This window comes from Sulfolobus islandicus Y.N.15.51 (assembly GCF_000022485.1).
GTDB lineage: Archaea > Thermoproteota > Thermoprotei_A > Sulfolobales > Sulfolobaceae > Saccharolobus > Saccharolobus islandicus.
In genome coordinates, this window is the sequence record NC_012623.1 from 523344 (window position 1) to 536942 (window position 13599).

At 35.1% G+C, this 13599-nt stretch carries 16 protein-coding genes and 1 pseudogene; 8 read left to right on the plus strand and 9 right to left on the minus strand.

What is annotated here, in order from left to right; all coding sequences use genetic code 11:
- Positions 1-105 precede the first annotated feature (105 nt).
- Positions 106-1128, minus strand: a complete 1023-nt coding sequence (locus YN1551_RS02715; RefSeq protein WP_012716564.1) for an NAD(P)/FAD-dependent oxidoreductase — start codon at positions 1126-1128, stop codon at positions 106-108.
- Between the two features lie 144 nt (positions 1129-1272).
- On the opposite strand from YN1551_RS02715, the gene YN1551_RS02720 reads away from it, so the two are divergent.
- Entirely contained in the window at positions 1273-2076 is an 804-nt protein-coding gene (locus tag YN1551_RS02720) for an MFS transporter (protein WP_012717152.1), read from the plus strand.
- Here YN1551_RS02720 and YN1551_RS02725 read toward each other — a convergent pair.
- Positions 2051-3088: an ISH3 family transposase gene (locus tag YN1551_RS02725; protein ID WP_012717153.1), complete on the minus strand. Its 1038-nt coding sequence runs from the start codon at positions 3086-3088 to the stop codon at positions 2051-2053. The two genes, YN1551_RS02720 and YN1551_RS02725, sit on opposite strands and share 26 nt — an antisense overlap.
- 184 nt (positions 3089-3272) lie before the next feature.
- Positions 3273-3475, minus strand: a pseudogene (locus tag YN1551_RS18060) (DUF981 family protein); the annotation flags it as partial.
- Positions 3476-4085: 610 nt separating this feature from the next.
- On the opposite strand from YN1551_RS18060, the gene YN1551_RS02735 reads away from it, so the two are divergent.
- Positions 4086-4394 carry a hypothetical protein gene (locus YN1551_RS02735; protein ID WP_012712175.1) on the plus strand — a complete coding sequence of 103 codons (309 nt, stop codon included), beginning with the start codon at positions 4086-4088 and terminating at the stop codon, positions 4392-4394.
- Between the two features lie 83 nt (positions 4395-4477).
- Complete coding sequence (gene wrbA / locus YN1551_RS02740) at positions 4478-5071, plus strand: NAD(P)H:quinone oxidoreductase (RefSeq protein ID WP_012714272.1); 594 nt, start codon at positions 4478-4480, stop codon at positions 5069-5071.
- Here the strand turns inward: wrbA and YN1551_RS02745 are convergent.
- Positions 5068-5832: a lipoate--protein ligase family protein gene (locus tag YN1551_RS02745; RefSeq protein WP_012953163.1), complete on the minus strand. Its 765-nt coding sequence runs from the start codon at positions 5830-5832 to the stop codon at positions 5068-5070. The two genes, wrbA and YN1551_RS02745, sit on opposite strands and share 4 nt — an antisense overlap.
- A 16-nt stretch (positions 5833-5848) precedes the next feature.
- Here YN1551_RS02745 and YN1551_RS17370 point away from each other — a divergent pair, with 16 nt between their 5' ends.
- From YN1551_RS17370 to YN1551_RS02760, 3 genes are read left to right on the plus strand one after another with little or no spacing between them, the layout of a single operon-like run.
- Positions 5849-6094, plus strand: a complete 246-nt coding sequence (locus YN1551_RS17370; RefSeq protein ID WP_012712172.1) for a biotin/lipoyl-containing protein — start codon at positions 5849-5851, stop codon at positions 6092-6094.
- Between the two features lie 3 nt (positions 6095-6097).
- Positions 6098-6964, plus strand: a complete 867-nt coding sequence (lipA, locus tag YN1551_RS02755) for a lipoyl synthase (protein ID WP_012717154.1) — start codon at positions 6098-6100, stop codon at positions 6962-6964.
- Positions 6936-7724: a lipoate--protein ligase family protein gene (locus YN1551_RS02760; protein WP_012717155.1), complete on the plus strand. Its 789-nt coding sequence runs from the start codon at positions 6936-6938 to the stop codon at positions 7722-7724. Before lipA ends, YN1551_RS02760 begins: the two co-directional genes overlap by 29 nt.
- Here YN1551_RS02760 and YN1551_RS02765 read toward each other — a convergent pair.
- The 3 genes from YN1551_RS02765 to YN1551_RS02775 form a co-directional block, all read right to left on the minus strand.
- Complete coding sequence (locus YN1551_RS02765; RefSeq protein WP_012714268.1) at positions 7710-8744, minus strand: (Fe-S)-binding protein; 1035 nt, start codon at positions 8742-8744, stop codon at positions 7710-7712. The genes YN1551_RS02760 and YN1551_RS02765 overlap by 15 nt on opposite strands.
- Positions 8741-10144 (minus strand): FAD-binding oxidoreductase, encoded by a 1404-nt coding sequence (locus YN1551_RS02770; protein WP_012717156.1) that lies wholly within the window; start codon positions 10142-10144, stop codon positions 8741-8743. Before YN1551_RS02770 ends, YN1551_RS02765 begins: the two co-directional genes overlap by 4 nt.
- 72 nt (positions 10145-10216) lie before the next feature.
- Positions 10217-11296: an FAD-binding oxidoreductase gene (locus YN1551_RS02775; protein ID WP_048052037.1), complete on the minus strand. Its 1080-nt coding sequence runs from the start codon at positions 11294-11296 to the stop codon at positions 10217-10219.
- A 53-nt stretch (positions 11297-11349) separates the two neighbouring features.
- On the opposite strand from YN1551_RS02775, the gene YN1551_RS02780 reads away from it, so the two are divergent.
- Together YN1551_RS02780 and YN1551_RS17375 are read left to right on the plus strand one after the other, a co-directional pair.
- Entirely contained in the window at positions 11350-11718 is a 369-nt protein-coding gene (locus tag YN1551_RS02780) for a hypothetical protein (RefSeq protein ID WP_012716556.1), read from the plus strand.
- Between the two features lie 51 nt (positions 11719-11769).
- Positions 11770-11952, plus strand: coding sequence for a hypothetical protein (locus tag YN1551_RS17375; protein WP_012717157.1), 183 nt, complete (start codon positions 11770-11772; stop codon positions 11950-11952).
- Here YN1551_RS17375 and YN1551_RS02785 read toward each other — a convergent pair.
- Positions 11912-12931 carry a hypothetical protein gene (locus tag YN1551_RS02785; protein WP_012717158.1) on the minus strand — a complete coding sequence of 340 codons (1020 nt, stop codon included), beginning with the start codon at positions 12929-12931 and terminating at the stop codon, positions 11912-11914. The genes YN1551_RS17375 and YN1551_RS02785 overlap by 41 nt on opposite strands.
- Before the next feature lie 27 nt (positions 12932-12958).
- Positions 12959-13438, minus strand: a complete 480-nt coding sequence (locus YN1551_RS02790) for an NUDIX hydrolase (protein ID WP_012712163.1) — start codon at positions 13436-13438, stop codon at positions 12959-12961.
- Positions 13439-13599 lie beyond the last annotated feature (161 nt).

Sequence of the window (13599 nt, forward strand, 5' to 3'; positions counted from 1 at the left end):
TGATATTTAACTGTATACAATTCCCAATTTTTTTTATTTAGAAAACTTAATGCTCCAAGATCACGTTAAAATAGAAAACTAGGATAGGTTAAAGGATAAGTCAGTTCACATAGCTAGAATAAATCTATTCAGTTTCTTAACCTTACCTTCTAAAGAACTGATAGCAAAGGATTTAATGAGTGACGCTATGGGACCGCTTATTACGGTGTGCTTTAGCAAACCAATATAGTCTTCACCAATCTTAAATACTATAGCCTTCTGTACTGGTTTAAACTCGACTTTCTCATCTTTTATTGCATTATTCATAGCAACCTCACCAGCCTGTAAGGAAACTTGTGCTGATTGTGGTATGAACCCATCCTTAAAGTTAGCGCAATCACCAGCGCCATAAACGAAATCATAATCTACTGATCTGAGGAATCTGTAAACTAACATCCTATTGTTCCTATTTGATAATCCGATTTCATTTATTATTTTGGGGCCGGAAAAACCCGCAGAGAATATTATATAATCACTCCTTATTCTTCCTTGCGTGGTAATTACCTCATTTTCCTTTACTTCCTCTACCTTAGCCCTTAAAATTACGTTAACGCCTTGCTTTTCCAAAACCTTTTGAACCTCATTAGAGAAATCTGGTATCAGATAGGGTACTAATCTATTTTCTGCCTCAACCAAATTTACAGTATAGCCCCTCTTCCTTAACGCTCCAGCTAACTCAACGCCAAGTGCTCCTCCTCCAAGAATCGTAACTATCGAACCTTCTCTAAATGACTTGATCTTTTCTACATTTTCCAAGGTAAATCCTATACCGTACTTTTCAGCTCCCTTTATCTTACTTAAATCTTGCTCATAACCCAACGCAATTATTAGCTTATCGAACCTAATTTCACCATCACTCGTTATTACTTTCTTCTCCTTAAAGTCAATCTTTAAAACCTTAGCCTTAACGTCAACTTTCCTAGGAATTAAAGCGTGAGATAAAGGGAGGCTTTTCTCTATAACCTCTACTAACCTTGGAGTAACCACCATGAAATCCTTTTCGTCAACAAGTATTGCATTAGGATATACCAACTTAGCTGCAATTCCAGCAAATCCTCCTCCTAATATTACTACTCTTTCAGTTTGCATATGTTTATACTTTACACATCGCTATTTAAATATTACAGCTAATCTCTTAACTAATGAGCCGTTCTTTAGTATGTTTTGTTTCAATACATGATGGTACCTATATTTCTAACAACTTTTTAAGAACATAAGTGTTTATCATATAGTGTGAAAAGAGAGGATTTTTTATTAGTATTAGCTTCTTCCGTAGAGGGAATAACTTGGGGAGCAGATACTGTAATAATGGCGTTATATCTGAAATCACTAGGTCTAAATCCTTTAACAATAGGAGCAATATTGGGTAGCGATATAATAGTTAATACATTATTATCTTTACTCTGGTCAGTATTGGGAGACGCTTATGGGAGAAAGAAGTTCGTATACATATCTAGAGGTATTGGAGGACTCTCCTTTCTCCTACTCCTAATAGCCCCCTATGCATATCTTTTTGCAAACCAAGGCTTTGGTCTAATAGCTTCAATACTAGCTGAGAAAAGTGGAGATTTAGATAAGGCAATGGCTTATAGGTCATCCTTGAACATTTTATTTTCAGTTATTGGTTCCTTACTGCCAACAGCACTAAACTTTAAAGGTATTATAATAGTTGACGGTATCGTAACATTCCTATCCTTATTACTAGTAATTCCAGTTAGGGAAAATTATAAGGGAACAAGTAGAGTGACACTTAAGATCTCTTCCTTTAAGATTTTAGGAAAGCTTTCAACTGAGGCGATTATAGGATTAGGTGCTGGTGTTCTATTACCAATGTTATCTCTATGGTTCAACTTAAGGTTTCACGCTACAGCTTCCTCACTTTCTCCAATATACGCCATATCCGAGATAACTTTAGCGCTAAGTACCTTATTCTCACCAATTTTAGCCTCAACGCTAGGGCGAATTAGGGCAATACTGACTTTCTCACCGCCCTGGAACGGTAGACCCAAAATCACCTCCTTAAAAATAAATCTATAGTGTAAATAAGTGTTTCAATTACATTAAATGTAAAATTCTCTGGATTGAATAAATCAGGAAATAAAAGAATTAATAATAATCTAAACTCCTCTCTCCCCACCTCCCCCTTGAATATGATATATAAGGAGTAGAGTACAAGGGCCAGCACGAAGATCAACGTGCGAAAAACAAACTTAGTAGAACCAGTAAATGGAAGAAAAGCCTTAATGTTCCTATAAGAGGTCTCTATGGGACCTCTTACCTTATTGTACAAATCCAACACTTCCCTCTTGGATAGGTCTAGGTTAGTAGCCCTAGCAAAATAAACAACACTCTTTCTCCTCACTTTTTCCTTGCTGTACACGAGAAGCCTGAACTCGACCTGCTCATCCCTCCTATGCCTCTTACTATTAGTCTTGTAATCCCCGTCAAACTCCTCAAACACCTTAACATCTTCAACAGGCACAGCAACTATATACTTAAACTGTGAAATGAAATTGAGCACATCAACAGTATAGAAACCAGCGTCAAGAGTTATCAACCTTATCTTGAATCCCATTGCCATTACTTGCTCCACAAGAACCTTCACTATCTCGTCCTTAGTCATACCGTTCACTTGCGGAATAAAGGCAAGTAAAAGTACTTTCCCCTTATACTTGGTTGTTGCGTAGTTCCACGAGTTTCCTTTTTCAGAGCTCCCTTTCACTGGTTTCCCATACCACGTCTTGGTTGTCCAGTCTATTGAAAGATCTATCTCCTTTACCCCCTTTAATATCTCCAAGGATATTTTCCTAGCTCTTTCCAATAGCTTTTCAATCACTTCCATCCCTTGCTTCTCTACGTAATTCCTCACGGTCTGTGGGGATACGTCATACGCTCTGGACTTGTTCTCTACAGAGTCGTTCCACAAACACGCGGAGATGAGAGTTTTCGCTACCTTCTCTACCTTTTCCCCTTGGAAGTCTAACATGGAAAGTAATTTATATCCTATTTGTTGAATGTTATTTTGGTGAGGGAGACCGGGTGTTACCATCTTCCTATCTCACGTGGTAATACTCCATCTCCCTCACCTTAAACCCTTTCTTCAATTGAATTCTTTATACTCTTATAAATTTCTTTATCGTTTATAAATTCGATATTATCCTATCAGAAATATTTTTTCTAATATGATTTTGGGTCTACCGCAGAGAGGCGAGGCTTTTCGCCCCCTTAACCCCCCAACTTTGTAATCCGTAAATTCCCGTAATTGCCATAAAGCCTCCTAAGGCGAGAAGTGGTACGTAAGTACTCTTCATAGCATTCTATAGTCGACTACTGTACTGTGAACTCTAAAGGTCTTAATTAAGGAATAGGCTAATACGAAGAAGCTAACTGCCATGGCTATAAGTTGACTTGTTAACGGATCTATGAATAAAGCCATTTTATCACCAACTATAATTATGGATAAAGTTAGCTATAAGTAAAGTATGTTAAAGTATATACTTTTGTAGAACAATAAGATATAACAGGGATAGAATTTACATAATTTTAAATGGTTATTCTTTTTTAACTCTTTTAGATTTATTTGTATAATCCAATAAATTAAAAGGAAATAAGTGAGCATATATAAATGTTATGTAGATAAATGTTAGGGTCATTCACGCATCCTTTGCGAATTCAGTTTATTTAAAGAATCGTAATGAATTTAATCAAATACCACCCCACTGACTAGGTGGAGATCCACGCTCAGTAGTTTACTTTGTTTTATCCATCTTATTCACAAATTACAATTCGCAAAAGAGACCTGAATCGCCCAAATGTTAATGTTATATGGTTTTATGATCCTAATGTTAAATTATCTGGAATTTGATTAGACAGTAAATAAGCCTGACAATTTAGTTTCCTCATTCTTTGGAGCAAACTTTATATTTTAAAAATCAATAATAGTATTTTTAATATTCAGTACTCTATGAACAAGATCTGTTATTACGTAGGAAAGCGGAGAAAAATTTTAAGCTATTAACGGTGTTATAGAAATATAGGTGATAAAAATGATTGGAAGAACACTAAGTGGTATAGGTGGTATTATTGTTCTAATAGCTAGTTTGGTGAGTATAACTACAAGAGAACCACTAATTGATCATCTTATAAAAATATTACTCATCACTGGAGATGCAGTAATAGGTTTAGGAATAATAGGGCTAATCGGTTCTTTAACAACATTATATGGTGTATATAAGAACAACTGGAAGTATATGGTTAGTGGAGGTATACTGGGCCTCTTTGCACCGTGTATACTTTCAATTCTGAGCATAATAGGAGGAGTTTTGGAGATTAAAGGGCAAAAGGTTTCTAAATAACTTTTTTGACTAATTTTACTTAAATCGATATTTTTTATCTCTAGCTTAGTTGACTTTTTTAGTTGTCATGAAACTCTTACCTTATGGAATGCCCTAAAATCCTTGTCCTATTCTATGGATATGGTTCGATAGTGGATTTAGCTAAAAATGTAGCAGAAGGAGCTAAGGAAATAGCAAAAGAAGTCAAATTGGCTAGAGTAAAAGAATATCTTCCAGAGGAAATGGTTAAGAAGTTTAGAATCCCTATTGATACTGTTAAGGATATACCGGAGGCTACGCTATCAGATCTTGAATGGTCTGATGGAATTGTAATGGGATCTCCAACTAGATATGGAAATATGACTGGTCAACTAAAATTATTTTTAGACCAAACTGCTGAATTGTGGACGAAAGGGGCATTGTACGGAAAACCAGTGGGATTCTTCACAGAGGCATCAACAATACATGGAGGACATGAGAGTACAATATTAGCAATGGCGAACTACGCTTATCATCATGGAATGATAATAGTTCCATTAGGATATGGAATAAAGGAAGTCTCAAGTACTACGACTGGAGGAAGCCCATATGGGGCATCGCACTTGGGAAATAAGAAGGAGTTAGATGAAAATGAGATTAAGATTGCGAAGTTCCTAGGTAAAAGAGTTGCAGAAGTTGCAAAGAAGTTGAGATGTTAACGTTTATAAATGAACTCTTTTTTGGAGTACTTTTCATTAGCCAGCCTCATTGCATGCTTCAATTCCCTATCACTTATATCGTCTAAAAAATAATCATCACAATGTAAGAGTGACGAGAAACCTCTTATGAAAACTTCAACTACTTCATCATAGCTTATATTGCCGTTTATCAGGTTTAGGAGATTGCTGACTTTATACTTTATCATGTTAATATTGTCTTTTTTTATGTAATTTTTAGGAGGTATGATTAATACCTTATGCAATATATCCAAATTAGATGAAACGAGAAGAGTGCCATGTAAAAGATACCTATCTTCATTTATATATCCAGCATTACCAGAAATCTTGTAACCCTTAAACGCAATATCAGTTTCGTTATAAACCTCAACTCTATCATTTATTAAACTCTCTATAGCACTAATCGTGCCTTTTAGTAAATAGCCGTAAAGGTAATCTATGCCACCTTGACCGTTTGTTATGAAAGTATAGTTTATGTTCCCCATATCATGAAAGACTGACCCTCCCCCACTAATCCTCCTAACCAATTTTACACCATATTTCTTAATCATTTCTAAATTAACCTCATCATTAACAGTTGACAATATTCCTAAAATTACGCTCTTATCATTTCTCCATATTCTTAAAGTAGGAACATCTTTACTATTTAATAAAAGTGCTTCGTCCATTGCAACATTCAAATAGGGATCATTAGGATATTCCTTTAATAATACCCTAAGCTTCACTATGTTTTTATTTTCCATTATCAATTTATAGTTTGTGCAAGCTGAGTTAAAGATCCCTGAAGATATATGGCCTAGAAGAAGAGATTGGGGAGGCGAAATAGTCTCATTATACATAAAAGAAGGAAGTGAGATTAAAATAGGAGATGTTATAGCTGAGGTTGAAATTGAGAAAGCAATATTGAAGATTTTATCCCAGTACAATGGCAAGGTAATTAAAGTTTTGGTAAAAGAAGGAGATAAGATATTGCCGGGATCAGTTATAGCATTAATAGAGGTTTAGACGATGGAGAAAAAAGTTCAAATTACAGTTTACGAGAATGAAAACTTCAAAAGAGTGGCAGAGATCGTAAAGACAAAAAGTATTGCTACTGTATGTGAAGAGGCACTATGTCCAAACATTATGGAATGCTGGGGATCTGGGACTGCAACATTTATGATCATGGGAAGCATTTGTACTAGAGGTTGCAGATTTTGTTATGTATTAAAGGGGAAGCCATCGCCATTGGACGATGAAGAGCCTAAGCGAGTTGCAGAAGCGGTAAAGGAGATGAAACTGGATTATGTTGTAATAACTAGTGTTGATAGAGACGATCTACCTGATAGGGGAGCACAACACTTCGTTAACGTAGTAAAAACAGTAAAGGAACTTAACCCATCTGTAATAGTCGAAGTTTTAGCTCCAGACTTTAGGGGAGATATTAATTCAGTCAAAAAGGTAATTAATGCGGGAGTTGACGTATTTGCACATAACGTTGAGACTGTAAGAAGATTAACGCCAATAGTAAGAGACCCTAGAGCATCATATGAACAAAGCCTTAACGTTTTAAAATACGCAAAAAACGTAATAAAAAAATCCTCGATCCTCTTAGGTTTTGGTGAGACCTGGGATGAGATAATTGAGACCATGAGAGATTTGAGAAGTGTAGGAGTTAATATATTGGTACTTTCACAATACATGAGGCCTAGTCGTAAACAATTGGAGGTTAAGAAGCGTTATACTTTTGAGGAATTTAGGAAGCTTGAGGAAATAGCCTACTCTATGGGTTTTTCAGCAGTGCTCTCCTTACCATTAGCTAGAACCTCTTATAAGGCGAAAGAGGCATATTTTAAGGCGATTGAAAATGCTAAGAGTAATAGTCGATGGTCCTAGAGATCCATGTTATAATATGGCAATTGATGAGGCAATAATGCTGAATAGAAATACTGTTAATTACGATACGTTAAGACTATATATGTGGTCTCCCTCTGGAGTAAGCCTAGGGAGGGGACAGAACGCCAACGCATCGTATTTGGATAAGATTAAGGAGTTAGGCTTTAGGTTAGTGAGAAGACCCACTGGTGGTGGGGCATTGTTACACCCAGAGGATAACGAGATTACATATAGTGTAGTATTGTCAACAAATAGTACAATAGCTAAGTCTAGTGTTGATGAATCTGCCATAGAGATCGCTAAGGGCATATTATATACTCTTCAAATCTTAGGGGAGAACGTTGATATTAGAGGCTTAGGGGATATGAAAAAACATGACTTATGCTATTTGAGGAGTGGATCAAGCGATGTGGTAGTAGCCGGGAGAAAAATATCTGGATCAGCTCAAGTAAGGGATGATAAAGCGTTATTACAACATGGTACATTGCTGCTTAAGTTTGAACCAGAAATTTGGCTAAAGGTTATTAGAGCACCAGAAGTTACTGAAGAGTTCTTAAAAAGTAGGATAGTGGGCTTATTTGAGTTTATGGAAGTGGGATTAGATCAAATATTCGACGCAATGATAAAAGGCTTCGCTAAGGCGTTAAATGAAAAAGACGTATTTATGGGGAGTCTAACTCCGAACGAAATAAAATTAGCTAATAGACTTTACAAGGAAAAATATTCTAACGAGAGATGGAATTTATTAGGTATCCAATAAGTCAGCAATATGATATACATCATAACCCATTGACCTTATGGCTAATGCACAAACGCTATTTGTTACAATAACCTTTTTAGCTTTACTTTTAGCTATCTTTTCCTTCTTAACGTTTATTACCATATCAGACAGCTTAGGATGAGATATCCAATAGTCTCCACCAGCACCACATTCAAAATGTGGATCTTCCATTTCACTTATTTTAACCCCCATTTTCTCGACTGCATTACGAATATGCGTAGTTAGCTTTTGCCTATATGCATGACAAGGATAGTGAATAGTAAATGTATCACTAACCTTAGGTAATTCTATGCCTTCTTTGATTAAAAATTCTGCAAAATCATTTGAATTGATTTCTATACCAAACCATTCCTTATACTCCTTCATAAATGCAGCACAATTAGACTGTAATGTTATGACCTTTTTACCCTTAACCTTTTCAGCAAGTTTCATTGCTAACTTTCTAGCCCCTTCATGATTTCCATTACTTATATGAGCTAAACCACAACATCCATTAATAATTTTTATCTTATAATTTTTACTTAAGAATTTGTAAGCCTTTTCAACAGTTCTTCTAAATATAACGGATTCTATACAACCAGGAAATAATATTATGTCCCCCTCATCATTAGTTTCTAATGGTTCTGAGATCTCATTAGGTTTAATGAATTTCATAAACCTTTCCACCTCTGGATAGCTACTTACCTTATCTAACAGTTTTAATGACTTGCTTAGTAATTTTGGGTTCTCTAACATCTTTTCCATTAGGGTTTTCTTTGTGGAGCTTTTCCTAACTGGCGTGATAATTTGACCGTATTTAACGCCTGCTGGACAAGCAGTTTCGCATAATCTACAATACATACACGTCTCAAATCCAACACTGTTTATTCCAAGCCTTACGGCCTCAATTCTACCCCTTGGTGAGTGAACTTCGTTTCTAGTTACAACATAAGTTGGGCAAGTTTCTAGACAAAATCCACAATGGGTACACATTTCAGTTAATTTCAAAGATGAGATCATATATCTCCCTCCAACAAGTAAGTATGCACCCTATTAACGGTATTACATATTTCATTCTTAGCTGGGGGGACTAACTTACATGGATTTAGAAGTCTCTTGGAATCAAATACTGTCTTCAGTCTTCGCATTAAGGTTAAGTCGTCTTCTGAGTAATAAAGCTTCATAAACTTTATCTTTTCTATTCCGATACCGTGTTCCCCGCTAGGTACCCCACCTAATTTTATAGCAAGTTTCGTTATCTCCTCAGCTGCCTTAATTGCATTAATTGTCTCATCAACGTTTTTAGGATCGAATCCTATTAGCGGATGTAAAGTGCCATCCCCTGCGTGAAAACTATTTGCAACTGGCAATCCATATTTCTTACTGATTTCATATGTGAATCTCAACATAGTTGGCAAAGTTGATCTAGGAACATTGGCGTCTAATGTTAAATAAGCTGGAGAATAGTAGGCAAAAGACGGAAAAGCTCCTTTTCTGCCCCACCACCATCTGTTTTTCTCTTCATCATCTTTGGGAATGAAAACTTCACCATTATTTTCCCTTACCACCTTTACTACTCTAGCCTCTTCCTCTTCTACATTTGCACTGTATCCGTCTAGTTCTATTAAAAGGATAGCTTCAGCCATAGGGTAATTTGCCTTATATTGAGTACTCTCTATTGCAATTATGGAATTCTTATCCAGAAACTCCATTGCAGCTGGTGTTACCCCAGATTTATAAACACTTACAACGGCTTTTCCGGCATTGTCAATTGAATTGAACGCTGCTAGAAGGGTCTTACTAACTTCGGGTTTTGGAAATAACCTTAACGTTGCTCTTAAAATAACCCCTAAAGTACCCTCTGCACCTACAAATATTGATGTAGGATCAAAGAAATTATTACCACCAATTTCCTCAACCTTTCCATCACTTAAAAGAACCCTTAATTTTATTACACTATCGAAAGTGGTGCCGTATTTTGGAGTGTGCATCCCCCCAGAGTCGTGACTTATATTACCACCTATTGATGATACTACATAACTTGAAGGATCTGGGGCATAGAAAAGGTTAGGATTACTTAACGTTTTATTAATTAGAAAGTTTGCTAATCCTGGTCCTACGGTGATTTCAAAATTATCCAGTGAATAAATTCTGTTTAGTCTTGTTAACGAAATTATGACCTCTCCTTGTGTCGGAGTAGTTGCCCCGCTTAAACTTGTCCCAGAACCCCTTACTAGATACTTTATATTATTCTCGTTAAGAAAATTCACTAAGGAAATTACTTCCTCCTCGCTTCCAGGTAAAACAACTAGTGGTGGCTCTATTTTCAAAGGTATAAATGCAGGATAAGAATACAGCTTGGCTTCATCACTTGATATTACCCACTCCTCGCCTACTATCTCAGCTAATTTTTCAATCACATGGTTAATGTCTTCAAGATAGTTTATAAAATACCCTTTCTATTTTCTCTTTGCCTTATATAAACTTAGTTACTAAAGTAATAATCCGGGTAGAAGAGTATTATTGGGATCAAAAGCTTCCTTTAGCTTGCGCAATATTCCTTTATCATTAATTCCCCAGTAATCTCCCTTATAATCCCCTTTTTCAACAACCACATGTCCGCTTATTTCTCGTCTTAATACCTCAAGATTGTCAAATGAAGCTATTTCCAATCTACAATACCCAGTCCCAATTATTCCTATTGCCCTTTTAACCTTCATAATACTTTTAGCCCTCTTAATCTCTTCAACTTCTCTCCCTCTTACGGTATGGATTGAAACAATCCTTTCATTCTCAACATAGTTTATATCATAGAAACCATCTTGTCCTTTTACTCCAATCTCCTCCTCTATTTTGTTCATTGCTTTTCTAAATCCGATAAATGTAACGTGAGTCCTCTCACCTTTCTCATCAACTTCATATATTATGGAAATTGGTCTATATTTACTAATTAAGGCAACTTTATCGGTCTGAAATGTAGCAATCACTTCTGGAAATGGGTATACCTTTAGTGTCGCCTCCAGATAAATACCTAACCAACCTAGCATACCAGATAGAATTTTGTGTATTTTATATCCGGAAGAGAACTTAAGGGTCCTACCACCACCCTTAGCTATAATACCGTCTCCAGTGATTATCTTAGCCATTAATATTAAGTTTTTAGGATAGCCGTAAAATGAAGAGAAAGGTGTAGGTAAGTTGGTTGCCAATAATCCTCCTAAGGATCCATCATAATATGCTGGAAGAAATAAGCCATTAGCTTTTATCATTTCAAATAAATCGGAAACTTTTACTCCAACTTGCGATGTGACATAAAGATCCTCGTCTGAAATTTCAATAACGTTATTAAATTGGCTTAATTTAACTCCTATATCGGTATTAATAGGAGGACCTATATGATGCATATTGAATGAAAAAGGGTAAATAGATAACTTCCTCTCATTAGCAAACTTAATTACGTCCCTAAGTTCTTCGTAAGTTTGTGGTATGACTGTAATTTTCCATCGAGTAGAATCATCATTTTTTCCGTCAGATATCTTTACGATTCTGGCTAATTCATCAATCCACTCCATTAATAGATAAAGTGGATAAATCATAAAAATAGTTTTTTATCGAGAGTATATTTATGTCAAGATACGTTTACTGCGTAAATAAAGATAAACTGATACATTGTAAGGGTAGGGAATTTTATTATGTGTTTGAATATACGAGGAATAATGGGTTGTTGTTATCTAGATGTCAAAACGGTCACTGTGAACAGGTTGACGATATCATTTCGGAATTAGCGAAATATAGGTTTGCTTACGAGATAGATATCTTTGATGAGATAATGGATAAAATAGATGAAATAATTCCGTTTCTTATAAAATATAATATAGAAATCTATTTTATTGGTGACAACTCCGTATTAGAGGCAGTATATACACCATCACTATTTTATTATAAATATTTTGGACTAAAGGAAGCTAAGGACAAGGTAAATTTCGTAAAATAGTGGCTTAATAAAATCGTTTTAGCTAAAAGAGTTCTAGATGAAATAGGAATTATGGAATTCAAATCTCATATGGACACTATAGATGGAAGGTATGCAATGTGGTTGAACACTGAAGATGAGTATGCTTCTTTCATCTCACGCGAAGGAGATCTAGTTAAATTTTGGATTTCACATAATGGCTGCGATGTATTTATCAAGAGAAAAGGAAAGAGAATTTGTAGTAGGAGTGAATAGCTTCTTTCCTCATTTTCTCAATCCCAATTTCTATTAATCTTCTAATTGCACTATATGCATCATTTATTATTTCATAACCATTTATTGTAAGAATTTTATTATCTTTAACCTTACCAACGCTAATAATATTTGCACCTTTCATTAGTTTTAGATCAAAATCCCCTCCTTCAAAGTAATCAAAATTTATCCTTAGATTAACGTCAGAAGCGATATCACTAATAGCGTCTATAATGTTCCTTATAAAAATAAACCTTTCGAATAGAGTCCCTATGCTGTTTATCGTTAGCAACAAATAATTATCAGTTTCTTCCTCCTTACTCTCGTCATAATTAATTATATAATCAATTATCTTATTTATCCCAGTCTCGATGTTATTAATAGTCTCAAATTTTAACCTATCAACATAGTATATCTTATCGTAGAATAGGATAGCTATTTGCCTACTATCGTCTCCATCTTCGATATTAGCAAAAGCGTAAATTTTCTTGCTTTCTATTGAAGAGACTATTAGGCTTAACATTATTATCTTATCATTAGCCTTTATCAAATATTGAAATTGATCTTCAATTTTATTCCTACCAATTATTGGATAATTCTTTTCAATAATATTGATTATACTAACAAAAATTTCAGAATTAACGTAAAGAAATTTCTTGGAAGAAACCCCAATAGATTTCTCCTTAACAAATTTTGAAATTGAAAACAAACAATACTTTACAGATTCCTTATATTCATTAAACTTGTAGAGACCTTGATTAACGTAGTCATGGACTTCATTTAAATCAAAAATCTCACATAGTTTTTCCTGTCCATAGTAGAAAGTGGTATTACTAAGTCCAAAGCCAATGTAACTTCTTATTTCAATTAAAGAATCGTCTAACGATATTAGGACAACATCTTCCATATCACTGACTACTATATCTTTTATTGCCTCTTGAAAAGTTTTATATAACGATATTGGAATCTCAGCTCTTATCATTCAATTGCCGTTAACTATATATAAAATTTAAATTTTAAGTTCAGCTATTTCAAACAATTTAGAAAGTATCCTATACGTCATCCCCCAAATTCTATATTGCTTATAATAAAACGCGTTATCGCCCCTTGCAAATTCACTCTCGTGAACCCAAAATACCTTATCCACCTCCGCTGGATTTGGCCTTGGTTCTATTAGCTCATCAAGTAATGCAATATATGCCCTAACTTTTATTCTAGCATTATTAGGTGAGAATACTCCTAGACTGGACCTTATATTTGGCCTGATTCCAATTTCCTCCTCACATTCTCTAATAGCTGCTTTAAGAGTAGTCTCATTATCTTCTCTATGACCACCTGGCAACGCCATTTGACCTGACCATGGGTCCTTTGGGTTAATAACTCTTTTTATCAACAAGATATACTGGCCTTTAGCTATTAATACTACAACTGCAGCATCGCTCTCACTATCATCAGTTAGTGGTAGCTGAAGAAGTTTGCTTATGTTCATAATTAGAAACTCAAAACAGTTCCAATTAATTTTTATGCGCTGCTACCTCTACATCTTATCAAATGGAAAAATGCTTAAAAAGATGATAGAAAAAAGAGGTATTCTATGGCTAGAAGAACTTGTCCTAAATGCGGTAAGGTTGTTGAAATCTTAGTGGAACA